The sequence below is a fragment of the Bacteroidia bacterium genome, from assembly GCA_040880525.1.
In the GTDB taxonomy this organism is placed as follows: domain Bacteria; phylum Bacteroidota; class Bacteroidia; order CAILMK01; family JBBDIG01; genus JBBDIG01.
Genome location: JBBDIG010000060.1, coordinates 22,461 through 47,198, shown reverse-complemented (window position 1 = coordinate 47,198; position 24,738 = coordinate 22,461). Strand labels below are relative to the sequence as shown.

The window sequence follows — 24,738 nt, the reverse complement described above, 5'->3', positions numbered from 1 at the left end:
AAAATATGTTGCAATTTGGGTTTTTCATAGTTCTTTCCACAGGATTTCACAAAAAAGCCACAGCCCGGATTGGGTGCTGTGGCCTTTAATAATGGTTATTTCAGTGAATTACTACCGTACTTCAGCAGGTGCCTCAGTTTCAGCTTCAGCGGGAAGGGCTTGTTGTGTTTCCTGAGATGTGTTCTTTTCAGGCTGTTTGGCTTCGATAATATCCAGTTCCGCGATGATGTTCTGGGCATTCGCATATTTATCAATGATAAAAAGAACGTAGCGAATGTCTACGGAAATGGTGCGGTTCAGTGAAGGCACCACCAGAATATCTCCGATCATCGCCTCCCAGTTGCCATCGAATGCAATGCCGATGAGGTTTCCTTCACCGTCCAATACCGGGCTCCCTGAGTTCCCTCCGGTAATGTCATGATTTGTGAGGAAGTTGACACGCAAAGTATCATCCATTGCATACCGCCCGAAATCTCCTTCTTCCAGTAGGTCAAGCAGTTTTTCCGGAACCATGAATTCATCATCTTCAGGGTCTTCCTTTTCGAGAATGCCTTCATACGTAGTGTAGTATTTATATTTCACGGCATCTCTTGGCTCGTAGGGCATAATTTCTCCGAATGAGAGACGGATGGTTGAATTGGCATCCGGATAGAACACTTCATCGGCTTTGTACTTCCGCAATGCCTCCAAATACAACTGCTGCTGTTCCTCACGAATTTGACTGGCATTGGCAAAAGTGGGGGCGATCTGGGTCTGGTAGGTAGTAATTACATTCGTAATAAGCTGATACAGGGGATCTTTCTCCAGTTTCTTCTGCTTCGGCTTCTTCAGAAAACTCATGTATTTATCCTTATCCATGGTCAGGCCCTTGTCGAACATATCATCTACGTAGGAATTGAATTTTTCCTCCGGAGTATCTCCCTTAGCTTTATCAAGGATCTCACTAATATATTCCGGTTGCTGATCTGCGGGAACGTTTTCATAAAACATCAGGAGCAGGGCCTTCATTAATTTCCGCTCGGTAGAGAGAAATGCTTCATTGAAATAATCCTCAGCCGATTGTTTCGCACGTTCAATTGAGGCTTCGGGCAAATCTTCCTTTTTCTCTAGTTGCTTCATCTGAGCTCCTAACCGATACAGGGATACGCCATAGCTAAAAGTTTCAGTATTAAAACTCATTAAATAATAATTAACGGCAGGCTGTACGGATCGCTCCTCATTATAGGCTTCTTCCATTTTGGAAAATACATCGCCATATTTCTCCCTCCGGTTTTCGGTTGCATTTATCCATTGGTTAAATGCTTTTTCATCTTCCTGTTTTTCTGCGACCAGATCGTGCATTGTGAGGCCCCTGTGCTGACCAATGAAATATTTGTGTGCATTGCTTAAGGATGCATATTTCGATGCCATTGTGAGCTTTTTCACTGAATCCGCATCCATGTCGGTTTTCATGATCTCCAGAATTTTCCCCAGAATATTTTTATACGCGGGAAGAGTCTGATTGTACTTGAGTTTTATATCATAAGAAGTAAGATAACGCTGCGTAGATCCGGGAAATCCCATGATCATTGAAAAAGTGCCGGAGTCAACACCTTTGAGGGAAATAGGGAGGTGGTGCTTGGGCTTGTATGGAATGTTCTCATCACTAAAGTCTGCGGGTGTTCCGTCAGGGGCGGTATAAATTCGCAACATGGCGAAATCTCCTGTATGGCGGGGCCACATCCAGTTGTCAGTGTCGCCACCAAACTTCCCAATAGATGACGGAGGTGCGGCAACCAGCCGTACGTCACGGAATGTTTCATAAATAAAGAGGTAATATTCATTGCCATAAAACATGGTCTTCACCTGCGCATTGTAGTGCGTACCTTCTGTAGCCGCATTTTGAATGGAATCAACCAATTGACTCAGGATCATATCACGTTGCATCGGATTCTGAACCGTGTCAATTACCGGCCTGATGACGTTGGTAACGTCTTCCATCCGAACCAGGATGGAGGCTGTAAGTCCTTCGTTTGGTAGTTCCTCTTCCAGGCTTCTGGCCCAGAATCCTTCTTCAATGTAATTGACATCGCCTTTCTTGCTGTTTTCAGCTATCGCGTCATACGCGCAGTGATGGTTGGTAAACATCAATCCCTTCTCAGAAACGATCTCGGCTGAACAGAAACCCCCAAGAGAAACTATGGCGTCCTTCAGGCTGGAATTATTCACACTATAAATGTCATCCGCAGAAAGCTTCAGCCCCATTTCCTGCATTTTGTTTTCATTGAGCTTCTTCAGGTACATCAACAGCCACATGCCCTCATCCGCAAAAACGGTGGTGGCATTGACTATAAAGAGACCGACAAGGAGCAGACTTGCTTTTTTCATTTCGTTGCTTTTCAAATTATCAGATTGGTAAATAAACGGGCAAAAGTAATTAAAAATCCATGTTCAGCCTGTGAAAGGCCATATACCAGAAGGTTAAAGATTCTTAAAAAAATGGAAAGGTCTCGTATTAAAAAGAGAAAGGAGATTCAAATACCCGGCTCGCCAGAAGGGAGAAATTTCCCTTTTTGAAAGTTTAATACAATCTTTATAAAATCATTGACGGCCTAACTAAAAAGGCCACCCACCGGGCAGCCTTTTGCTATAATATACGCTGAAAAACGTCAGTTAATCAATCTTCCCTGATAAGAGTATACCGGAACTCTTCCCTTATATCTTCATCAGCAGTGGCGTTATAAAATTCCTGAGCTCTGAACCAAACCTGCTCTTTCTTTTCATCTGTTTCTACAGTAAACGCCAAAGTGTCAAAGTCAGCAGTATACACCGTTACCATATCTTCAGTGTTGTCCCAGGTAAATGGAATGGACATGGCGGAATCGCCAAACAGGGCGCTGTCTAAGCGCATAGTCCCACTAGTTTCTTCAAATTCGAAGCTACCTACATTGCTAAAAGTTCTATCCTCGTAGAGGGCTCCATCAGCAAAATACTTGTACTCCAGGGAAGTAATATTCCAAACGCCCTCTTTCTTGGTAAGTCTTTTTTCCAGACGTTTTTCTTTGCTGCAGGCAGTAAACGCAACACCAGCGACCACAACAAAGCAAATTAATTTTAAGGTTTTCATGTGCTGTAAGATTTGTAGATTAGAAAAATTTGTTTCATGCAAAAAGCCCTGCAAATATACCTCAAGGCTTTAATAATGATATAAATGTTTTTATCTTATACATCCTTCCTCCCCCTCCTTCCGGGAATCTATTCTTCACGCTGCCAAGCCGGAATAGAAATGGAATAGCGCTATTGCAGACTCACCACAGGTTGCAAACAGTTTATCGTTATCTCTGAGCCTACGTTTTCGCCCACCTATTGCGGTTAATATGAGGAGACAAGGTGCTTAGAAGCAGCGAGTAAATATCAGACATAAAATAGAAATCCCAATGTTCTTGTATTTTTCTAAAATAAATATGGATTTTTGCACCCCAATGCGGGGGATTAGCTCAGTTGGCTAGAGTACTTGCATGGCATGCAAGGGGTCATCGGTTCGAATCCGATATCCTCCACAAGAACAGGCAGTCCAATCCGGGCTGCCTGTTTTATTTACGACACTTTCTCTGGTTTCAATCACTGCTAATCCATTCCACGATGATCTTCGCGGCCTTTGCTGACGCACCTCCCCTCCCCAGCCGCTGTTGCAAGGCTGTATAATTTTCAAGCATAGATTTCCGGTAGGCATCGTCATTCAGCAACCTGTCCAATTCCTGGCGCAGGTTTGCAAGGGTAAAATCCCGCTGGATCAGTTCCCGGACTACCAGCTTATCCATAATGATGTTCACCAGTGAAATGTATTTCACCTTTACCAGCTTGGTCGCCACCCAGAACGAAAGCTTATGGCCTTTGTAGCAAACAGCTTCAGGCATCTTAAAAAGCGCTGCCTCCAAAGTAGCCGTACCGGAGGTGACGCAGCCGGCACTCGCATGGGAAAACAGATTATATGTCTGGCCGTAGACTATGGCTGCATCCTGCCCTTCCATGAATTGCCGGTAAAATTCGGGGCGGATACCGGGTGCTCCTGCAATCACGAACTGATGAGCCGGGAATTCCTTCGCAGCATTCAGCATTAGCGGCAACATGCTGCTAATCTCCTGCTTGCGACTGCCCGGCACCAGCGCCACAAGCGGTTTTTCTGTCAGGGAGTTCTTTTCACGGAAATTGGGATCCGGCCGAAATTCGTCCACTACATCTACCAGCGGATGCCCAACAAAAGTGACTTCATATTGATGCTTTTTGTAAAACTCTTCCTCAAAGGGAAGGATCACCAGCATCTTGCCTACTGTTCGCTTTATCTTTTTTACACGGCTCTCTTTCCAGGCCCAGACCTGTGGCGAAATGTAGTAGCAGACGCGAATGCCATTTTTTTGGGTGAATTGCGCAAGCCGAAGATTGAATCCGGGATAATCAATCAGGATCAGCACGTCAGGCTTATAAGCGAGAATATCCTGTTTGCAGAATCGCAGGTTTCGCATTATGGTCCGCAGGTTCAGCACCACCTCTTTGAAACCCATGAAGGCCAGCTCCTCAATGTGTTTGACGGGTGGACCCGCCTCTGCTGCCATTTGGTCACCACCCCAGAACCGGAATTCTGCTGCCGCGTCTTCCTGCTTCAAAGCTTTTATCAGGTTGCTTCCGTGCAGGTCGCCTGAAGCCTCTCCGGCCACGATGTAATATTTCATCCTGCAGCGCCTGCTTTTATATTAAATAAAAAAAGTACGGTAAACGTAGAACAGAGCAAAGAGAAACACGCCAGCCATTACACCTTTTGCGGTATTAAAAGCCCGGACTTTTGTGTAATAATTGAGCGGTAAAAAGTTGATGGCAATGGAAAAAATAAGAAGGATATTAAATGAAAGAATGGGATTCCTGTCCAGTAGAACCCTGCTTATATAAAAATTCAGCGCGAAGAGCAGGGCAAATGTGGCCATCGTTAAGACGATACTTATCAGGAGCCCAAAAACTACATGATTTCTTTTAAACATTGAGATCCCATTTATTGAGAGCGGGTACGGCAAAATGCGCTGTAAAGTCGAAGTGAACAGGCACAACTGAAACGTAGTTATGGGCAAGGGCGTATTCATCGGTATCTTCACCTTTATCATAGTTGGTGAATTTGCCCACCAGCCAATAATAATCACGGCCGCGCGGATCTACGCGCTGATCGAATTCCTCTTCCCATTTAGCAGATGCCTGGCGGCAAATTTTAATACCCTTTAAATTTTCATAAGGCACGGTGGGAATATTCACGTTGAGCAGCGTACCCTCCGGCAGGCCATATTTCAGAATGCGCTCAGCGATCATACGGGCAATTCTGGCAGCCGCTTTCATATCGGCATCAAGCGAAAAGTCCAGCAGGCTGAAGCCTACCGATGGAATACCTTCGATAGCACCTTCCATAGCTGCCGACAGCGTTCCGGAATAAATGACGTTGATGGAAGAATTAGATCCGTGATTGATCCCGGAAACAATCAGATCGGGTTTGTGATGCAGCACCACATCCGTTGCCAGCTTAATGCAATCTGCCGGAGTTCCTGAACACTGGTAGCAGTCCACGCCTTTAAACTCATCCACCTTGTCGAGCCGCAGGGGACGCCCCACCGTTATTGCATGGCCCATTCCTGATTGCGGACTATCGGGCGCTACCACCACCAGCTCGCCAAGCGGCCGGACTGCATCCACCAGTGCCCGGATTCCCGGAGCAGTAATCCCATCATCATTACATACAAGGATTACAGGTTTTTTCCCTTTCCTCCTCTCCTTCTTTGTGGTAATAGGTTTTTCCTCTGTGGGCTTTTTCTTCATTCGGCAAAATTACGGGGTAATGCAGGAATGGGAGGAAATGCCTCCACGCTTTAATTCCGGAAAAGATACTTCGGGAAATTGCTTTTCATCATTACAAGGAATATCCAACACCTGGGAACCTTTTGCTTAATGTATATCTCCGCAGCATTTGCACTTCTTTGTTGCCAGGAAGTCTTAAATTTTCCAGCCCTCAAGTCATATTCTATCTTTACGCCCTCATTTTCATTTTAATCTCAAATCCAAATTATGCGCCCCGTCCAGGGAAAAATTGATCTTGAAAATAAGGAGTTCCTGCAGGCACTGGAGTTGGTGCAGAAGACCAACCAGAGTTTCTTCCTGACCGGCAGGGCGGGAACCGGAAAATCCACTTTTTTACAATATGTGCGGGAGCATGTGAAAAAGGAGTTCGTAGTGGTGGCACCTACCGGCATTGCCGCGATAAATGTAAATGGCGTTACCATCCACAGTTTTTTCCGCCTTCCCATCAGGCCGCTGCTGCCGAATGATAGCGAGATCCAGCCATTTAAAAAGGATAGCTCCCGCTGGAAGATCATCAATCGCATGGACGTGCTGGTAATTGACGAGGCCAGTATGGTGAGGGCAGACGTTTTGGATGCCATTGATCAATCGCTGCGGCTGAATACCGGAAACAAAGCGCTGCCCTTTGGCGGCAAGCAGGTGGTGCTGATTGGTGATCTCTTTCAATTGGAGCCGGTAGTGGGGAAAAATCCGGGAGAGCAACAAATATTTACACAACTCTACCCCAGTCCCTTTTTTTTCGATTCTTATGTGATCCGTGGGATGAAACTGCCATTGCTTGAACTGAAGAAAATTTACAGGCAAAAAAACCGGGAGTTCATCGGGCTGCTGGAGCGCGTGCGGCACGGACAACCCGCCCGCGAGCATCTTGACCGGTTGAATGAGCGCTTTATCCGGCCAGAGGAAGCCCGGCAGAAGGAATTTACCATTACGCTTACCAGCACCAATGCCATTGCGCAACGCATCAACAATCAGCAACTTGAGCAACTGAACGCTCAGAAATACGGCTATGAAGGTACCGTCTCAAAAGAATTTGAGCCTTCCCGTTTCCCAACAGATCTTAACCTGTTCCTGAAGGAAGGGGCACAGGTAATGTTCGTAAAAAATGACGCAGAAAGACGTTGGGTAAATGGTACCATTGCCCAGGTTCATGAACTTGGTGATGATTATATTAAGGTAAAAACGGATGATGGAGAGATCCACACTGTGCAGCCGGAAACGTGGGAAAATCTCAGCTATGAATTCAATGCAGGGCAAAACAAGATATCTGCTGACGTAAAAGGCACATTTACTCAATACCCGCTAAAGCTTGCCTGGGCCATCACTATTCACAAAAGCCAGGGACTTACTTTCGAGAAGGTGGTGATAGACCTGGGACGCGGGGCCTTTGCTGGCGGCCAGGTATATGTGGCACTGAGCCGTTGCACCTCTTTTGATGGGTTGCACCTTCTTTCGCGCATCGCTCCGCGCGATATATTCATTCACCATCGTATTCGCTCTTTCAGCCAGGAAGTAAAGAAGGGAATCTTCAATGTGATAGCAGAGAAAGATACGGTATAGAAAAGATCCCGCGTTGTCAGCAGGATCTTTTCTTTTTACATATCAATTTTGAATCAATAACTTCTTTACGGTCAATCCTTTTGAAGTAACCACTGTAACGAAGTACACACCATCATTGAGGTCATTTACTGAATATGTCAAATTCCCTGTGGCCACTTCCGATGGCTTCAATTGCATTTGCTTTCCGAGCATATCTGAGATATAAACTTCCTGGACGGAGATATCGCCAGTTTGGAGCGTAAACATGCCTGATGCCGGGTTGGGGTAAAGTTGTATCTCATGGCTCATGTTGGTTTTGGACGCAATCCCGGAAGGCTCCTCCAGTACAGATATTGTGTCGGGTACTGAACTGGCCTCAATTGTATCTCCACTGGCATTGATAAGTTTTACATTGCTGATGTCCAGCACGAGCGGATGGGCGTTGCCGTTTTTACCGTCAATGTTGTCGGTAATTACGTGGGTCATTTTGCTGATACGACCTTTCCCCGCCTTCGCAATCTGGTCAATCCGGGTGATGGCAACATCTGCTTTACCAAGGCCATAGAAATCCTTCGCTATGTAAAGCAGTTCACTTGGTTGGCCAAGCCACGACATGGAATAGTCGAAACTGAGGCTGCCGCTGTCCACCAGATTTGCGGAATAGGTTACGGTAAAGGCGACACCATATACATCTGCAGCAGGGGTGGCTGAATCTCCAAGATTGATAAACGTTGTGACTGTATCTGAGATATTTACGGAATCATTCTCCACCGTGAAATACAGGGGGATCCCACCATTGCGTTTATTCAACCGCCACTTGCTGTGGGTAAGCGTGTAATTCTGTGAAATAGCCGTGGTATCCGCTGCTGTAACGATGCTGTCGCCATTACAATCAGCGTGCTTTTGATTGCGGCCGCTGGCAAATACACTGTCCCATAAATAAGCAGGCTGCCCCGTGAAAGCGATACTGGCATTGGGCCGAACAGGGCCGGTGTTCCCATAAGCGAGGCCCAGTGCAAGCAAATCGAAATTATTGACCACGCCATCATAATCTGCATCCCCCGGCCAAACGCAGGCAGTGTCCACATCCACCGTCACTGAATCAATGGCCTTGCAACTGTTATAATCGGTTACCAGAACCAGAAAAGTTTTCTTGTGATCGGGGAAGGCATTTGGGTTTGCAATATTGAATTGATCCAGTTCCGGGCAGGCGGTCCAGGTATAAAACATACCGCCAGATGCCTGGAGTTGGATCGTGTCGCCTGCGCAAATAAAGGTGTCATTTCCTGCATCGGCATTTGGCAATCCAAAAACAGTGACCGCAAGTGTATCCTGATTGTCGCAGCCTGTAGTAGTATCCACAATTTTGTAAATAAGCTCAAAATTCCCTGTCCCGGCCGAATCTGCGTAAAAGGAATTCCCGGTAATGCCCGCCCCGGTCCATGTACCACCTGCCGGAGAACCTTGTAAAGCCAGCGTATCATAGAGGCAGAGTTCTACCGCGCTTCCGGCTGAGACTGCCGGGCGCTGGTCAAATATCATTACGGTATCCGTTGCCGTGCAACCATAAAGTGTATTTACAACTACCGCATAAGTCCCTGTGGCCCCTATTGTAAAAGTGCTGTCAGAACTGAGCTGTTTGTTTAAGACGGCATCATACCATTCCCAGGAGACGATGGTATCATCAGGATAGTTAGAGGAAACACCCACGCTCAGTTTAGCCTGGCTGGTTTGGCAAATATTGCGGTCAGGACCCAGACCAATCCAGGGCGTATAAGTTGCGGTAATATGGATCGTGTCGCTGATGAGGCAGCCCAGGCTATCCATTACAGACAGCATCACTGTGGTATCAGAAGATACCAGTATGTCAGCATAAGATGTAGTATCGCCATTGCTCCAGTTGTACTCTTCCACCGGCCAGCCGGAGTAGATTGAGTTAATCCTGAAAGTATTTCCGGTACAAACCGTGGTGTCGGGTCCGATAGTCAACTGATTTACCAGCGGCACTTTGAGCGTATCAATGTAGGACGTAGTGCAGTGCAACCCCTTCACCCGGAGCTCTGCAACATGGTTGCCCCCGGTCTTGAACTGGTGCATGTAGCCCTCAGTGGTCGCAACCATCTGGCTGTCAATCCACCATTCTATGCCGGCAGGTGTCATATTATACCCTGAAACATCAAAACTGTACTTACCGCAGCCAATGTGGTTTATTATACGGATACTGGCTTCCGGGGCTTCCACCACTTTAATTGAATAAGCCTTTGTTACCTTTCCCACCATAGGACATGCATTATCAGTGGCCGTAACAGTGAAAGTATACGGTTGCGAACGAATATGGGACGAATCCGGTGTCCAGCAAAAGGTGCCGGTTTTAGCGGTGTCTCCAGATACGGTAAATGATGCTCCTGGGATATTATTACTCCAAGTTAAGGCAACTGTGTCAGATATATCATCATCACGAGTTTCTATATCAAAGCAGAGAGACTGACCGGCACAGGCAGTGATGGATTTGCCGAGGGCGTTTGAACTTTCTACTAAATAGGGAATGTCATTGTTGGGGCAGGCCATCACCAAAAGCTGGGCAGTCATGGCTGTATATCCAATTCTAACTCCATTCCTGTATTCTTCTATTCCCCAACTCCAAACAGTAACTTGGGATTGCATTGGTCTAAATATATAGCTCCCTGTTACAGGGTCTAAAGCAAACCCCCGGCATAAGGGGGGTGATGGCGGGAGATTGGCATTGGGAAAACCATTAAAATACAGAGGCTTATCGTAAGAGTAGGGCGAATAGTAAGAGACTGGAGTTCCGCTAGCATTCAACGGTGGAACAAGAGAAAACACCAATGAATCACCATCTGGCTCAATTGCGCCCATGTTACCAATTACACATGATCCGGCACAGGTGATCAACACGGGATCTGCCAATTCCGGTGAGGAATTTGGTGAGGAGAGACAACCGTTTATTATGGCTTCAAAATACATTGGCCCCCCGCTTACGGTGGTGGAGATGTTGGTACTATAACAACATTCTGTAATCGAGAGTCGATATTCACATCCGGTTCCCTGAAGTACGATTAAGGCCGTGTAGCTGTATCGTTCAATTCCATAAGGGAAAGTGGAAGAACTATTCGAACAGCGGGACTCGGAACTATCACAAACCGGGGTTATATCTTTTCCCAGGGATGAATGGATGTACATGGAATCTGCATAACTAAATCCAACTCCATCAATGTTCAACTGGAAGGAATCCAATGCTATTGCATTGCAGTCTCGGTAAGCAGTAAATGTCACCAGAAAAGTATCCTGGCCAACCTGCTGATAATCCAGCTTCCCACCAATAAGATGAGTAGCACCTAATTCTGAGGTAGAACCTACTGCGAGCAACAGAGATAGGGTGGTATAGAGTAATAAGCGCTTCATATCTTTAATTTTTATCGTGTTCTTAAAACAGTTTTTGACGATACGAATATCCGGGACCTTGTCTTTATTATAAGGAACACATTTTTCAATTTGTCGGATTTTGTTTGAATCTTATTATTTTAATAAACCTGCATATAACTCTAAAATTCCATTTTTTATATACATATTTGTCGGAAATCATTTATTTGGGTTACAGATTTAAAAATACGGCCCGGTAGAGGCAGGATGCATCCTGCCTCTACGTTATGACCCATGTCCATCAATTACAAAAATGAAGGAAACCTCACTGGCCAATACCAAACTCATCATGCTGCTAAAGACGTTGAATGACCGGGAGTGGCTGCATCTGGCGAAATTCATTGAATCGCCTTACTTCAACGTGCATGAGGGAATTCACCTGCTTTTTGAGGCTTTGCAACGAAATGCTTCAAATATAGAGTCGGTAACGAAGTCTTCGCTATACAAGGCCGTTTTTGGTGAAGAAAAGTACAACGACCTGCGCCTGCGCCACCTCCTGAGCGACTTCCTGAAGCTGCTGGAACATTTCCTGGTGGTTTCTGCCCTTTTGAATGATGAGCAGGAAATTCGCGTTCGGCTATTAAATGAGTACAGGCAGCGTGACCTGGAGAAGCATTTTACAAGCACGCAGAAATTAACAGACAAGGCTGGGCAAAAAAGCCCTGTGCGTGACGGGCAGTTTTACCTGCACCGCTTCAGGGTGGAGCAGGAAAAGGACAGTTTCCTGGCGCAGCAACTCCAGCGGTCAGGCAAAACGAATATTGAACCGGCTGCCGCTGCCCTGGATATATTCTATGTTTCGCAGAAGCTGCGGTGGCACTGCCTCCTGCTGAACAACCGCAGCATTGTGGGCGATATACAACCCCTTAATTTCATGGAGGAAATCCTTGGTGCCCTTCCCGGAAACCCTGTTGCATCAGAGCCTGTAGTGGCCGTATACGTGGAGGTGGGGCAAATGCTGCAGTTCCCTGATCAGGAAGAGCATTACCACCAGTTGAAAGTCCTGCTGCAACAGGAGGCATTCCGGTTTTCGCAGGAGGAAGCGCGGGAGCTGTACGCCTTTGCCCGGAACTACTGCATCCGCAAGATTAACAGTGGCATAAAGGAATACCTCCGGGAGATATTTGGCCTTTACCGGCAGGCTCTGGAGCAGCACTTGTTGCTGGAAGAAGGATTCATTTCACCCTGGGATTACAAAAACATTGTGGTTACAGGGCTGCGCCTCGGGGAATTTAGCTGGGTGCAGAATTTCCTGAATGAATACCGGGATCGGCTGGAGGAAAAATTCCGGGAAAATGCCTTTACCTACAATCTTGCGAAATTTCACTTTTACCGCCAGAACCACCCTGAAGTGGTACGGCTGCTGAGCCAGGTGGAATATGATGACGTGTTTTACAGCCTCGATTCCCGCAGCATGTTGCTGAAGACCTATTATGAACTGAATGAGGTAAACGCGCTCTTTTCGCTGCTTGACAGCTTTTCCGTTTATCTGCGCAGGAATAAGCTGGTATCGGCACACCATAAAACGAACTATGCAAACCTTATCCGCTATACCCGCAAGATGCTAAACCTGAAACCCGGGGCAAAAGAGGATGCGGAAAAGCTCCGCAAACAAATACAGGACACCCGGAAAGTAGCAGATGCAGATTGGCTGCTGGAAAAGCTGGCCGAATTGGGATAATGCAGAGTCTGGCTTTTAGCCGGACAACCCGCGTTAGCGGATAATATCAATTATTGCATTTCTCCGGGCGGAAGCCCGGAGCTACATCTTCCCAGCAGATCGAACTTCAATTCCTTGTAAAGGTTAACCCATGATTATAGAATGACATCGTATACTTTTAAATATAATCTCAGCACACTGGCAGTTATCCGAAAGAAATTTTGGGCAAATGCCATAAAGGGAAAACGGCTGATTTTCATATTCTTACTAGGAACAGCGCTCACCACTTGGGCCGGTTGTTCACCGGAGATTACTGAATCGGCCTTGCCCCTTGACCCTCCTGAAAGCTTTGGCCATTCTGGAAATATGCCGCTGCAGGAAGAGTGGTGGACCGGGTTTGAAGATCAGACATTAAATATGTTTGTAAATGAGGCGCTGGATTCTAATTTCGACTTGCTTGCTGTGTGGCAGCGATTCAGGGCCGCAGAAGCGGTGGTTGATCGCGAATCCTCCTATTTATTTCCTGAACTTGAAGCTTTCAGTGTTTTTGGAACCAGCCGTCCGGAGCCGGATTTTGCAGGTGGCGAAAACCTGCGATCAGGCTTATCTTCCGTATATGAAATAGATCTTTGGGGAAGGATCCGTTCCCGCGTTAAAGCCGAGCAATACCGGGCCGAAGCAAGTTTATATGACTACCAGGCTACTGCGATCTCACTTTCTGCGGAAATTGCGCGTACATGGTATCAGTTACTGGCGGAATGGCAACACCTTGAACTTGCCGAAACACAGATTGAAACCAATGACAAAATTCTGCGGCTATTTAAATCACGATTCGGGAGCGGACAAATCAGAGGTGTGGATATTCTCCGCCAAACGCAATTAATGGAAGCCACCCGTGGACAAAAAATCCTGATAGAATCCAGGATCCGGATACTGGAACACCGGTTTGCAGTTTTGATAGGGGCACCTCCAATGGAGGAATTAATTTATGCTCCTGACTCCTTTCCTGCGCTGCCGCCCCTGCCTGAAACCGGAATTCCTACGGAACTCGTGCAAAGACGTCCGGATGTCCGGACAGCATTTAGCCTGTTGCAGGTTGCTGACAGGGAAGTGGCTTCTGCCATTAGTGCCAAATATCCACGATTAAGCATCAGCGCCTCCGTTTCATCAAGAGCTAATAATGTTGATGATCTCTTCCGGGACTGGGCCTATTCTCTTGGCGTGAACCTCGTGGCTCCCCTGTTTTATGGTGGAAGGCTCAGTGCGGAGGTAGACAGGGCCGTAGCTTTTAAACAGCAGCGACTTTATGAATATGGACAAACCGTACTGATTGCTTTCCGGGAAGTGGAGGATGCCCTGATTCAGGAAATGAAACAGCAAGAACGATTGCAGGTTTTGGAGCAGCAGGTGAAGCTTGCGGACCAGGCTTATGAGCAACTCCGGATCGAATACTTCAATGGGATGAGCGATTATCTCGCAGTGCTGACAGCAATGGATCAAGCCCAGCAACTTCAGCGCGAGCTTATATCTGAAAGGCTGGCGCTGCTGGAATTCCGCATTGCCCTCTACCGTGCCCTGGCTGGTGGATTTGAAACACCCGCAGAAAATGCGGACCGCAATGAGCAAATGGATGAAGAATAAGCATTCCCTATGTTTTATATATGAATAAACGAAAAACACTTATTGTCAGCCTGATAATTCTTGTAGTGGCGGGAGCCATAACAGCAGTCATTTTCCTTACCGAACCGGATGCTGAGCGGGCAGGCGCAACCAAGAAAACTCCGATGCTTGTGGATGTTACCGAAGCCCAGCGGGGAACTTTCCGGCCCGTGATCATTGCAACAGGAATTGTCCAACCCACCAATGATATTGTCCTCAGTCCCAGGGTAAGTGGGGAGATAATTTCGCTTGCCAAAGGTTTTATGCCCGGAGGTTTTGTGAAGAAGAACGAGGTGTTGCTCCAAATAGATCCGGCAGATTACCGCAATGAATTAAAACTTCGACAGAGCGAGCTGAGCCAAGTTCAGTCAGATTTGCAAATAGAGCAAGGCAGGCAGGATGTGGCCCGGCAGGATTACGAACTTGTGGAAGAGATGCTGGACACGGGAAATGAAGGCTTGATGCTGCGACAGCCACAACTCCGGCAGGTACAGGCGCAGGTGGAAGCCATGCAGGCAGCGGCAGAACAAGCAGAACTGAACCTTGAGCGAACCGTGCTCAGGGCGCCTTTTGATGCCCATATTCTCAGCCGTAATGTTAATGTCGGTTCCCAGGTTGCACCAGGTGACGATCTCGGACGGATGGTGGGCAGAGATGAATACTGGGTCGTTACCACGGTTCCGCTCTCCAAGCTGCCTTGGATAACGTTTCCCTCTCCCGGGCAGGAGCACGGATCAGAGGCCAAAATAGTGGATAACAAAGCCTGGAAAACCGGGCAGTACCGCAACGGCCACGTTTTCAGACTGATAGGCGCACTTGAAGATCAGACACGCATGGCGAGACTGCTCATCTCAGTCTCTGATCCCCTGGCGTATAAGAATGACACCTTACCCGTGTTGATGATCAACTCATTTGTAGAAGCACGAATTCACGGAGAAATGTTATCCGATGTCATTCGTTTGAACCGGGATCACCTCAGAGAGAATGAAACCGTGTGGGTAATGGAAAAAGATCAGCTCCAGATCCGGAAGGTGGAAGTTATTTTTATGGATGCAGATTATGCATACATCGCCAGCGGAATAAATGCCGGTGAGCAGGTGGTAACCACCAACCTTTCCACCGTTGCAGAAGGCGCTCCCTTACGAACTGCCCAGGACAAGGCAACCGGGCAATTGAATAACAGAAATCCATCATCTGAGGATACCGGGGATTAAACATTTTTTTTGACCGAATATTGGCAGCCAAAATTTTGAAGAAGCAATGTTCCCGGTGAATTCAACCTTTCATATTTTAAATTTCAATCCTTTTGTGTTAAACGTTTTATGTTTTAAAAATTAAAGAAAAACTTCCTGAGAGGCCATTTTTATAGCAGAAACATTTAGCACTACCCTGAGTTATTTCACCTGAATGACCAATTCTAACTCAAACAATCTTCAGGAAATTGACGACCACAAAGGGCCCATTGCCTACATGGCGCGCAATCCAATCATTGCCAACCTGATGATGATCATCCTCCTTGTGGGGGGTGCATGGACGATGTACAATATCCAGAAGGAAGTCTTTCCCCAATTTGAACTGGACATCGTGGAGATAAGTGTGGTGTATCCAGGGGCGGCACCTGCCGAGGTAGAGCAGGGAATTCTCCTTCCGGTAGAGGAAGCTGTGCGGGGCGTGCAGGGAATAAGGGAGATTGTTTCCACCGCTGAAGAAGGCTCTGGCAGCGTCTCAATCGAACTGCTGGCAGCGACCGACCGCATGAGGGTGTATCAGGATATAGACCAGGCAGTGGCCCGGATCAGAACGTTTCCTGATGATATAGAACAACCTGAGGTAATTCTCCAGGCAAGGCAGCGTAGTGTAATAGAGGTTGGACTTTATGGTGAGGCAGATTACCGCACGTTGCGCCTCTTGGCAGAGCGGCTCCGCGACCGGTTGTTAAATGAAGAAGAAATTACCCAGGTCGAGTTTGGAAATGTCCCGGAATATGTAACCCACGTGGAAATTCCCCGGCAGCGATTGCGAGAATATGGGCTTACACTGGAACAAGTGGCAGATATAATTCTTCAGTCCAGCGAGGATATTCCCGCAGGGGCCGTGGAAACCAGCAGCGGGGAGATTCTTCTGCGCATGAAGGAGCGCAAGCAATGGGCAGCGGAATATGGCACCATAGAGATCATAACCGCAGGATCAGGTGCCTCAGTAACGCTGGCGGAAATTGCCACCATTACTGATGGATTCGAGGAAACCGGCTTTCATTCTCAGTTCAACAGCCAGCCATCTGTCGAACTTGATATTTTCCGTATCGGTGATCAATCCCCCCTTGAGATAGCTGAAATTGTCCAGGAGGTGCTCAGAGATTTTGAGAAAACGTTGCCACCGGGCGTGCATTACCGCATAGACAGCAATACCGCAGAAGATTTCAGTGAGCGCCTTTCATTACTCACGGGGAACGGACTCATGGCCGTGGTCATCGTACTGCTAATCCTGGCGCTTTTTCTTGAGTATAAGCTGGCTTTTTGGGTAATGATGGGAATGGTCATTTCGTTTGTAGGAGGCCTCGTGTTTATGCCGATAGTTGATGTAAGCATCAATATGATCTCCATGTTCGGATTCCTGTTGGTACTGGGCATTGTGGTAGATGATGCCGTGGTGGTGGGTGAAAATGTATATGAATACCGGCAACAGGGGATGGGCTTTTTGGATGCGGCAATAGCTGGCGCTAAAGATATTGCCAGACCGGTGATTTTCAGCATTCTCACGAACATAATAACTTTCATTCCGCTGCTTTTTCTCCCAGGAACCACAGGTAAATTCTGGTGGCCGCTGCCAGCAGTGGTCATTGTGGTGCTGGCTATTTCGTTGATGGAGGCCCTGTTCATCCTGCCTGCACATCTTGGCCATAGTTCTAAAAAAGATACGCTTAAAATAAGGAAATATATTGAACCCTGGCAGCAGCGGTTTGCCAAAGGTTTCGACCGCTTCGTGGATCGCTATTTCAGCCCGTTGCTCAAAAAGTGCCTTCACTACCGCTATATCACCATCAGTGTGGCTCTTGCGCTGCTTTTAGTGGTTGGCGGTTTCGGATACAGCGACCACATGGGCATCATCATGATGCCGGAGGTGGCTGCCGATGAAATTGAAGCCGGAGTGAGGCTGCCGGTAAGTACTACCCCTGACCAGGCAGCGAAAGTAGCCAACCAGATCACGGAATCAACGCTGCAAATGTTTGACGACCAAAATCTCTATGAGGTGGCTGAAGGTGTGAAAACCAATGTTCGCAACCAAAATTTCATTGATGTGGAAATTGTGATGAAGCCGCCTGACCAGCGAGATATGTCGGCCCAGGAGGTGATTGAACTCTGGCGCGATGAGATTGGGGAAATCGAAGGAGTAGATCAGATCACTTTTGAAGCAGAGCGCGGACCGGGAGGTTACCAACAGGACATAAGTGTAGATATTAGCCACAATGACATTGATGTGCTGGAAAAGGCAAGCCAGGCATTTTCTGAAACGGTTTCAACTTTCAACAATACCCGCGATATCAATGATAACTTCGATAAAGGCAAACTCCAGTTCGACTTCACTTTGCTGCCTGAAGCCCGCAACCTGGGATTAACCTCCAGCGAGGTGGGCCGGCAGGTGCGCAATGCCTTCTTTGGAGCACTGGCCATGCGCCAGTTGCGAGGAGATAATGAGGTGGAAGTTCGCGTAAAGCTTCCGCTGGAGGAAAGAAAGGATCTTTATAACCTTCAGGATTTCCTTGTTCGCACCCCTGATGGTACAGAAGTCCCCCTTCTGGACGTGGTCTTAATAGAAGAACGCGAGGCATTCGTTAGCATCAACAGGCGCGATGGCCGCAGGGTGGTAACTGTGAGCATGGATGTAGAACCGGCAAGTGCGGTTACCCAGGTGATAGAAGCTTTACAAGCGGAAGTGCTTCCACAACTCAGGGCTGATTATCCCGGCATCACCTGGAGCTTTGAGGGCAGCCAAGCTGAAATGCGCGAGTCTATGCAGTCGCTTTGGGGTGGGTTTGCCCTGGCTATGATGGTTATCTACGCCTTGCTTGCTATGGCGTTCAATAATTATGTGCAACCGCTCATAGTTATGGCGGCCATACCCTTCGGCATCGTAGGAGCGGTGATCGGGCACATTCTGCTCGGTTACGATCTGTCGCTGGTGAGCCTTATGGGAGTCATCGCACTGTCCGGTGTGGTGGTGAACGATTCCCTCATCATGATTGATTATGCCAACAAAAAGCGGAAAGGCAAAACCGTATTTAATGCCATACATGAAGCCGGAGTCCGAAGATTCAGACCCATCATTTTAACTACGCTTACAACCTTTGGCGGCCTCACTCCCATTATTCTAGAAACTTCAAACCAGGCGAATAACCTCATTCCAATGGCCATTTCCCTGGGCTTCGGGATTGTCTTCGCCACGTCTATTATTCTTCTTCTCGTTCCCAGCCTGTATTTAATTTTGGAAGACACGGTGAAAAAAGCAAAAGAGGTGAAGGAGGCGGCCATTGAATAAGTTCCGGCAGCTTTCAACCTTTATATTTAAATATGAATTATAAATAAAAATTACACACTCATTTAATAAAAAAAACCAGCCGGGAATTTTCATCTTAATTATTTTAAACATCAAGGAAATGGATAAACAAACGGTCACAGGAATACACCACGTTACGGCCCTGGCTGATGACGCTCAAAAAAACATTGATTTTTACACCGGCATTCTCGGATTGCGAATGGTGAAGAAAACCATCAATTTCGATGCGCCCAATGTGTACCATCTCTACTACGGAAATGAGCAGGGAATGCCAGGGACGATTATGACCTTCTTTCCATATTCCGGGTTGGCCAGGGGCAGGCACGGCAAAGGACAAATGACGGTTACCTCGTTCTCCGTGCCTGAAGAAAGCATGGAATACTGGCAGAAGCGCCTGGCAAAATTTAACGTACAATTTTCAAGGCCTGAGCAACGATTTGGAGCGGAAACTTTTATTTATTTTAAGGATGTACACGGACTCGGATTAGAACTGGTATTTAATAAAGATGATGACCGCCCCGCGTTTTCTTATGGACAAATTCCGATTGAAAATTCCATAAGGGGATTTTATGGCGTAACCCTGTGCGAGGAAGGGTATGAACGAACTGCGGGGCTCCTGCAAGAAGGTCTGGATCATAAACTGATGGCTGAAAAGGGCAACCGGTTCCGGTATTCCGCCAGTGGCAAGCCGGGCGATTTTGTGGATATTCTTTGCGCACCAGACGAAATGCGTGGTTTGGGTGGTAGCGGAACCATCCATCACCTGGCTTTTGCCACGCCTGATGACGCCACCCAATTAAAGATCCGTGATAAACTGCTGGCAATGGGCCTGAACGTAACGCCCGTCATGAATCGCCAATATTTTCACAGCATTTATTTCCGGGAGCCGGGAGGAATTTTATTCGAAGTAGCCACCCTCCCACCTGGTTTTGCGATAGATGAAGACATTGCTGAATTGGGATCACACCTGAAGTTGCCGTCCTGGCTGGAATCTTCCCGATCAGAGATAGAAAAGGGGCTGCAGCCGGTTAAAATTCAAACTGATAAATTTATGGATTAATGGAGCATAATAAAAAGAACTTTATTGAGGCCGGAATACCACTACAGCAAGCCGGTAAAGCTTTGATAATGTTGCATGGGCGCGGGGCCGATGCACGGGATATCCTTTCGCTGATCCGCTACCTGACAACAGATGATTATTATATCGTTGCGCCCGAGGCTACCGGTGGTGCCTGGTATCCACACGGCTTTATGGCCCCGCTCCCGCAAAACGAACCGTGGCTTGGTAGCGCTTTGGATTTTATCAATGAAATAATTATGAATATTAATAAAGCAGGCATTCCGGCTGAAAAAATAGTACTGTTAGGATTTTCACAAGGCGCTTGCCTGGCGCTGGAATTTGCCGCCAGAAATGCAAGGAAGTGGCGCGGAGTAGTTGCTTTTACAGGTGGCCTTATCGGAGAAAAAATAGATCGGCAGCAACATAAGGGTGATTTTGAGGGCACAAAGATCTTTATAGGAAATAGCGATAACGATCCGCATGTGCCCCTCACCCGCAGCCAGGATTCATCCGATATTTTAAAACAAATGGGCGCAATCGTTACGCTGAAGGTATATCCCGGGATGCCCCATACTATTAATGAGGATGAAATTAATGAGGTAAATCAGATGATTTTATGAATGCTAAGGGGCAGGTAACCGAAAGTTGGAATGGAAATACAGTTGGATTACCAGGAGTGTAGGCGGGATTGAGAATAAATTTTATGCCCGTACCGGGACCCATGCTTAGGTCTTTTTCAGCCACAATGTTCAATTCATAGTGGATGAATCACCCACGCATGTCACGATAAACCTGAAAATTGATCTGTAAAGAGATGTTCCTGACTTCCTGCGAGAGGTCTTCAAAGTTGTTTTCAATTCTGTTCATTCGCTTACTGATGGCAACCCCATATAGAAGATACTCCCTAAACACATTGGTAGCCCAAATACGGAATTAGGTGCCCTGTTTTGAATTGACCCGATACCCTACGGATAGAATTGCATCGAGATTGTAGTAGTCAATTCCCCTGCTCACTTCGCGTCCGGCCTCCATTTGAACTGTTGCATTTTTTGCAACAGTTGACTCACGGCTTAATTTCCCCTCTTTATATACATTCCGCAAATGCCTTGAAATAACCGATTTGTCCCGGTTGAAAAGTTGAGCTATTTCGATAGGTTTTGGGCAATACGTTCGTTGAGTTCAACTTCGTCTTTTAACTGTGTTTCAAATTCGGCTTTCAGACTGGTAAAGCGTTCTCCAAAATCAAAATCATCTTCTTCCTCTGCCAGGCCTACATAGCGCCCGGGAGTAAGTACATAGTCCAACTCCGCAACCCGTTCTTTGGGGGCCGAAGCACAGAAGCCTTTTACATCCTCATAGTTGCCATCAGGATTACGCCAATTATGGTAAGTGTCGGCAATCTGATCAATATCTTCGTCTGAAAGCACTTTGATTCTTCGGTTTATTAAGTGTCCCAAATGTGGCACAACGCTCACGAGATTGCTGCTGGCGGGTTTTTATACGATTTAAGTTTATTTGGCTCATTTACAGTACAAGTTTAAGCAAAAGCTGTCAGCAAAGCAAGCACTCCCGCTTGCAGCAATGTGTGGTTGGCACCAGTTTTATTATTCGATTTTAATATGTGTACCGGTAGAAATCATTCCATTTAAATTTGATTGATATTCATATTGTTTGTCATTTACATTACTTATTATGATGGTTAGTTTATCACCTTTTGTCAAAAAATTCAATGCAGGATCATTTGTGTTGATAAAGGTCAATTCATACTCGCAGTCTGAAATCCATTTAATATTGAATTCAGTTTGATATTTGTTATTTTCATAATACTCTGTTTGCTTATTGCCTTTTCTTTCAATGTAGGCGGTCGTGTCAGATTGATTTGAACCATATTTAAATTTTCCATTATGAGCCATTTTACAATTGACATTTTTCTTCTCGATTTTTGTCTTGCGGTTCGCACAGTATTTGTCAATATACTCAGATGACTTACCACTACCCATTTCTTTGGCCTTTCGAAATAAATCGCAAGCTTGGTCTGTTTCATTCAACTCTATCAGACATAATGCTTTCATATTCATTACCATTGTAAAATCAGGCTTTTGCTCTAAGGCCTTGTCATAATCCTGAATGGCTCCCTTACAATCTCCATTATTAGCTTTCTCATTTGCTGTGTTTATATAATCAAAAACTGATTGTCCTGAACAGGTCAATGAGAAAATGCAAGTAATCAAAATGATTAAAGGTTGTTTCATATTTTTAATTTTTTAAATTGGTGTCAACGGTTTTAATAAAGCTAGTGCGGCTTTCCGTGATTTTGAAAGTAACCGAAAATTTTCTTTTTCAGACGTCATGGTCAACCGAAGACGTAATGGCCGCATTAGCTTTATTTGTTGTTGTGGGCAGGTTTTACTTTTCTTTTTTGTTTTCTTCTTTTGTCTCCATATTATTTGTAAAAAAAACTGGGAATCCTGCTTTGCCAGATAGTATTGTGGCTAAGCCTCGTCTAATTGTTTGTTGTTCAAATTCTAAATTTCCATGTGCAATTGGGGAGTATGCAGTCCTCTTCAACATTACTTTTTCAAAATGGTAATTCAGTGATTTTCCCATTTCATACAGAAGTTCAATAAATAAATCTTCATTTTTTTGTCCCCAAGTTTCAGCTTGAGGATTTCCATTGGTCAAATTATCGTGATAGTTTCGCCATGCAGCGATTACCTTTTCATATCCCTTTCCTGTAAACTCTAAATCGATCATATTAAGGGCTTCAACATGATCAATCGAAACCCGTGTTGCCCGAGTAGTCATGAGAGTTTTGAAAATGTCCACCTTTCTTGAGCGGTTTTCTCTATTCTTTTCTAACCATTTCTGAATTTGGACAGCTGCTATTGGTCCAATCAGTACGGCTAAGGCCATTATCATTTCAGATGCTTCCATATGTAATTCTTTTGTTCGTTTTTAACTTGCCCACAACGAGTTTATAAACTCAATTGCGTATATATCCACTTTACCTGAACCCGGAATTCTGCCACGGTTTCGCTACCAAAAGTAGGGATATTTTATTTTTGGGAAGCCTTCTCTTCCAACTGTTTGTTTCAGGCTACGTTTGGTGAGGAGCGGCTCTGACAGAATACTGTTGACCTGGTGACAAGGATTCTGGCCGTTTTATCCTTTTCCCTACGTAAAAAGTATTTGCTCGGCCCACGCCTTGATCTGTGGCATTAAAAACTTCAAACTTTGCCAAAATGTTAAATACATAGTTGTCATCCGGCACAGCGAGGGGGTAGTCTCTCCAAACTTTGTATACACCAATTTGTACACACCAAAAAGAAAAACCCTTGCAAGTCATTGTCCTGCAAGGGTTTTAAATTTAGTAGTGTGGTGCGGGAGGGAATCGAACCCCCGACACAAGGATTTTCAGTCCTTTGCTCTACCGACTGAGCTACCGCACCGCCTTTCTCTCGAAAAGAGGTGCAAAATTATACCTTTTCAGTTCTTGCCGAAACTTTTCTATAAATCTTTCTTTGCCTTTGGCGGCCTCTCCTGTTTTTGGCGATATTGCGGGCCGCTAAACCAAAACTACTGCTATGGCTATTGTGGGACAGATTCTATTTGCGCTGGTCGCCATTGCTGCTATTGGCTTCTTTGCCTGGAAAGTAGGTCGCATCCGCAGCAACATACTGCTTGGGAAGGATGTGGAGATAAACGACCGCAAAGCTGAACGCTGGAAGAAAATGGCCCTTGTGGCAATGGGCCAGAAAAAGATGTTCAAAAGACCCATCCCTGCACTGCTCCACCTTGCCGTATATCTGGGCTTTATCATCATCAATATAGAAATCCTGGAAATTATTCTGGACGGACTGTTGGGAAGCCACCGGCTTTTATTCCCGCTGCTGGGCGGCATTTACCCGGTATTTATCAGCTTTCTGGAGTTTCTGGCGTTGGGCGTGCTGGTGTCGTGTATCATCTTCCTTATTCGCAGGTATGGGCTTGCCATCAAGCGCTTTCATGCACGCGAAATGACCGCCTGGCCGAGGCTGGATGCCACCATAATACTCATCAGTGAAATTCTGCTGATGGTGTTTTTCCTCACCATGAATGGAGCCGACCTCACACTACAACGGCATGGAGTGACAGGATACACGCAGACGGGCCTCTTTTTTTTCAGCCAGGCGCTGATGCCGCTCCTTGACGGCCTCCCAACCGGACAACTTATTTTTCTGGAGCGCTTTTGCTGGTGGGCACATATCATCGGGATTTTTGCCTTTCTCTGTTATGTCCCGTTTTCCAAGCATTTCCACATCTTCATATCCTTCCCTAATACCTACTATTCGCGCCTTGAGCCGCAAGGAAAGATGAAGAATATGCCGGAAATCGCCAAGGAAGTGCAATTGATGATGAACCCTGAAGCAGGCGCAGACGCTCCGGCACCGGATGATCATCCTGCATTTGGCGCCAAAGATATTTCGCAACTCAACTGGAAACACCTGATGGATGCCTATAGCTGCACCGAATGCGGACGCTGTACAGATGTATGCCCCGCCAATATAACCGGCAAAAAGCTTTCGCCCCGCAAGATCATGATGGACACCCGCGATCGTACGGAGGAGGTGGGAATAGCCCGCAACAAAGGCATCAAACCGGGAGAAGATGGCAAAACATTGCTGCATGATTACATCACGCAGGAAGAGTTGCTGGCCTGTACCAATTGCCAGGCCTGCGTTGAAGCATGTCCTGTAAGCATAGATCCGCTCAGCATTATTACAGAACTGCGCAGATCACTTATAATGGAAGAAGCTAAATCTCCCAATGAATGGAACATTATGTTTGGAAATATCGAAAATAATGGCGCTCCCTGGGCCTTCCCGCAAAGCGACAGGCTTAAATGGAGTGAGGGGGTGATGAAGGAATGATTTTTAGAAAATCCTTGAATTTCTAATTTTGGAGCATAAACCTT

Annotated in this window: 17 protein-coding genes, 2 tRNA genes and 1 pseudogene; 9 read left to right on the top strand and 11 right to left on the bottom strand. The window is 46.3% G+C overall.

Annotation, left to right across the window (positions count from 1 at the left end; translation table 11 throughout):
• Positions 1 to 111 precede the first annotated feature (111 nt).
• Together WD077_16300 and WD077_16295 are read right to left on the bottom strand one after the other, a co-directional pair.
• Positions 112 to 2,367 carry a S46 family peptidase gene (locus tag WD077_16300; GenBank protein ID MEX0968793.1) on the bottom strand — a complete coding sequence of 752 codons (2,256 nt, stop codon included), beginning with the start codon at positions 2,365 to 2,367 and terminating at the stop codon, positions 112 to 114.
• A 289-nt stretch (positions 2,368 to 2,656) separates the two neighbouring features.
• The gene (locus tag WD077_16295; GenBank protein MEX0968792.1) at positions 2,657 to 3,106 is read right to left on the bottom strand and encodes a hypothetical protein; all 450 of its coding nucleotides are present in this window, start codon (positions 3,104 to 3,106) and stop codon (positions 2,657 to 2,659) included.
• Positions 3,107 to 3,465: 359 nt separating this feature from the next.
• Here WD077_16295 and WD077_16290 point away from each other — a divergent pair.
• A tRNA-Ala gene (locus WD077_16290) sits at positions 3,466 to 3,539 on the top strand.
• 57 nt (positions 3,540 to 3,596) lie between these two features.
• Here WD077_16290 and lpxB read toward each other — a convergent pair.
• The 3 genes from lpxB to surE are packed head-to-tail and all read right to left on the bottom strand — an operon-like array spanning position 3,597 to position 5,832.
• Complete coding sequence (lpxB, locus tag WD077_16285; protein MEX0968791.1) at positions 3,597 to 4,709, bottom strand: lipid-A-disaccharide synthase; 1,113 nt, start codon at positions 4,707 to 4,709, stop codon at positions 3,597 to 3,599.
• Positions 4,710 to 4,730: 21 nt separating this feature from the next.
• Complete coding sequence (locus WD077_16280; protein ID MEX0968790.1) at positions 4,731 to 5,012, bottom strand: hypothetical protein; 282 nt, start codon at positions 5,010 to 5,012, stop codon at positions 4,731 to 4,733.
• Entirely contained in the window at positions 5,005 to 5,832 is an 828-nt protein-coding gene (gene surE, locus WD077_16275; protein ID MEX0968789.1) for a 5'/3'-nucleotidase SurE, read from the bottom strand. The genes WD077_16280 and surE overlap by 8 nt, the downstream gene beginning before the upstream one ends.
• A gap of 246 nt (positions 5,833 to 6,078) precedes the next feature.
• Between surE and WD077_16270 the strand changes: the two genes are divergently transcribed.
• On the top strand, positions 6,079 to 7,431 hold the full coding sequence (locus tag WD077_16270) for a DEAD/DEAH box helicase (GenBank protein ID MEX0968788.1): 1,353 nt from the start codon (positions 6,079 to 6,081) through the stop codon (positions 7,429 to 7,431).
• A gap of 42 nt (positions 7,432 to 7,473) precedes the next feature.
• Here WD077_16270 and WD077_16265 read toward each other — a convergent pair whose 3' ends face one another.
• Positions 7,474 to 10,833, bottom strand: coding sequence for a T9SS type A sorting domain-containing protein (locus tag WD077_16265; GenBank protein MEX0968787.1), 3,360 nt, complete (start codon positions 10,831 to 10,833; stop codon positions 7,474 to 7,476).
• A gap of 271 nt (positions 10,834 to 11,104) precedes the next feature.
• On the opposite strand from WD077_16265, the gene WD077_16260 reads away from it, so the two are divergent.
• The 6 genes from WD077_16260 to WD077_16235 all read left to right on the top strand — a co-directional run bounded on the left by WD077_16260 (position 11,105) and on the right by WD077_16235 (position 20,404).
• Positions 11,105 to 12,532 (top strand): hypothetical protein, encoded by a 1,428-nt coding sequence (locus WD077_16260; GenBank protein ID MEX0968786.1) that lies wholly within the window; start codon positions 11,105 to 11,107, stop codon positions 12,530 to 12,532.
• Positions 12,533 to 12,673: 141 nt separating this feature from the next.
• Positions 12,674 to 14,152: a TolC family protein gene (locus WD077_16255; GenBank protein MEX0968785.1), complete on the top strand. Its 1,479-nt coding sequence runs from the start codon at positions 12,674 to 12,676 to the stop codon at positions 14,150 to 14,152.
• Between the two features lie 20 nt (positions 14,153 to 14,172).
• On the top strand, positions 14,173 to 15,384 hold the full coding sequence (locus WD077_16250) for an efflux RND transporter periplasmic adaptor subunit (protein ID MEX0968784.1): 1,212 nt from the start codon (positions 14,173 to 14,175) through the stop codon (positions 15,382 to 15,384).
• A 193-nt stretch (positions 15,385 to 15,577) separates the two neighbouring features.
• Positions 15,578 to 18,706: an efflux RND transporter permease subunit gene (locus tag WD077_16245; protein ID MEX0968783.1), complete on the top strand. Its 3,129-nt coding sequence runs from the start codon at positions 15,578 to 15,580 to the stop codon at positions 18,704 to 18,706.
• Positions 18,707 to 18,824: 118 nt separating this feature from the next.
• Positions 18,825 to 19,784 (top strand): ring-cleaving dioxygenase, encoded by a 960-nt coding sequence (locus WD077_16240; GenBank protein MEX0968782.1) that lies wholly within the window; start codon positions 18,825 to 18,827, stop codon positions 19,782 to 19,784.
• Positions 19,784 to 20,404, top strand: coding sequence for a dienelactone hydrolase family protein (locus tag WD077_16235; protein MEX0968781.1), 621 nt, complete (start codon positions 19,784 to 19,786; stop codon positions 20,402 to 20,404). The genes WD077_16240 and WD077_16235 overlap by 1 nt, the downstream gene beginning before the upstream one ends.
• Before the next feature lie 313 nt (positions 20,405 to 20,717).
• Here WD077_16235 and rhuM read toward each other — a convergent pair whose 3' ends face one another.
• The 5 genes and pseudogenes from rhuM to WD077_16210 all read right to left on the bottom strand — a co-directional run bounded on the left by rhuM (position 20,718) and on the right by WD077_16210 (position 23,233).
• On the bottom strand, positions 20,718 to 20,816 hold the full coding sequence (gene rhuM / locus WD077_16230; GenBank protein MEX0968780.1) for a RhuM family protein: 99 nt from the start codon (positions 20,814 to 20,816) through the stop codon (positions 20,718 to 20,720).
• A 110-nt stretch (positions 20,817 to 20,926) separates the two neighbouring features.
• A pseudogene (locus WD077_16225) lies at positions 20,927 to 21,244 on the bottom strand (N-6 DNA methylase).
• Between the two features lie 144 nt (positions 21,245 to 21,388).
• Positions 21,389 to 22,036 carry a tetratricopeptide repeat protein gene (locus tag WD077_16220; GenBank protein MEX0968779.1) on the bottom strand — a complete coding sequence of 216 codons (648 nt, stop codon included), beginning with the start codon at positions 22,034 to 22,036 and terminating at the stop codon, positions 21,389 to 21,391.
• A 154-nt stretch (positions 22,037 to 22,190) separates the two neighbouring features.
• Positions 22,191 to 22,718: a DUF6680 family protein gene (locus WD077_16215; protein ID MEX0968778.1), complete on the bottom strand. Its 528-nt coding sequence runs from the start codon at positions 22,716 to 22,718 to the stop codon at positions 22,191 to 22,193.
• Positions 22,719 to 23,160: 442 nt separating this feature from the next.
• Positions 23,161 to 23,233 (bottom strand) — tRNA-Phe (locus WD077_16210).
• Between the two features lie 135 nt (positions 23,234 to 23,368).
• Between WD077_16210 and WD077_16205 the strand changes: the two genes are divergently transcribed.
• Positions 23,369 to 24,694: a (Fe-S)-binding protein gene (locus tag WD077_16205; protein ID MEX0968777.1), complete on the top strand. Its 1,326-nt coding sequence runs from the start codon at positions 23,369 to 23,371 to the stop codon at positions 24,692 to 24,694.
• Positions 24,695 to 24,738: the final 44 nt, after the last annotated feature.

Coding starts and splice junctions, on each gene's coding strand:
- WD077_16300 (MEX0968793.1), bottom strand. CDS start 2,367: ATGAAAAAAGCAAGTCTGCTCCTTGTCGGTCTCTTTATAGTCAATGCC.
- WD077_16240 (MEX0968782.1), top strand. CDS start 18,825: ATGGATAAACAAACGGTCACAGGAATACACCACGTTACGGCCCTGGCT.
- WD077_16265 (MEX0968787.1), bottom strand. CDS start 10,833: ATGAAGCGCTTATTACTCTATACCACCCTATCTCTGTTGCTCGCAGTA.
- WD077_16235 (MEX0968781.1), top strand. CDS start 19,784: ATGGAGCATAATAAAAAGAACTTTATTGAGGCCGGAATACCACTACAG.
- WD077_16260 (MEX0968786.1), top strand. CDS start 11,105: ATGAAGGAAACCTCACTGGCCAATACCAAACTCATCATGCTGCTAAAG.
- WD077_16215 (MEX0968778.1), bottom strand. CDS start 22,718: ATGGAAGCATCTGAAATGATAATGGCCTTAGCCGTACTGATTGGACCA.
- WD077_16205 (MEX0968777.1), top strand. CDS start 23,369: ATGGCTATTGTGGGACAGATTCTATTTGCGCTGGTCGCCATTGCTGCT.
- WD077_16255 (MEX0968785.1), top strand. CDS start 12,674: ATGACATCGTATACTTTTAAATATAATCTCAGCACACTGGCAGTTATC.
- WD077_16280 (MEX0968790.1), bottom strand. CDS start 5,012: ATGTTTAAAAGAAATCATGTAGTTTTTGGGCTCCTGATAAGTATCGTC.
- WD077_16295 (MEX0968792.1), bottom strand. CDS start 3,106: ATGAAAACCTTAAAATTAATTTGCTTTGTTGTGGTCGCTGGTGTTGCG.
- lpxB (MEX0968791.1), bottom strand. CDS start 4,709: ATGAAATATTACATCGTGGCCGGAGAGGCTTCAGGCGACCTGCACGGA.
- WD077_16270 (MEX0968788.1), top strand. CDS start 6,079: ATGCGCCCCGTCCAGGGAAAAATTGATCTTGAAAATAAGGAGTTCCTG.
- WD077_16220 (MEX0968779.1), bottom strand. CDS start 22,036: ATGAAACAACCTTTAATCATTTTGATTACTTGCATTTTCTCATTGACC.
- WD077_16250 (MEX0968784.1), top strand. CDS start 14,173: ATGAATAAACGAAAAACACTTATTGTCAGCCTGATAATTCTTGTAGTG.
- surE (MEX0968789.1), bottom strand. CDS start 5,832: ATGAAGAAAAAGCCCACAGAGGAAAAACCTATTACCACAAAGAAGGAG.
- WD077_16245 (MEX0968783.1), top strand. CDS start 15,578: ATGACCAATTCTAACTCAAACAATCTTCAGGAAATTGACGACCACAAA.
- rhuM (MEX0968780.1), bottom strand. CDS start 20,816: ATGGAGGCCGGACGCGAAGTGAGCAGGGGAATTGACTACTACAATCTC.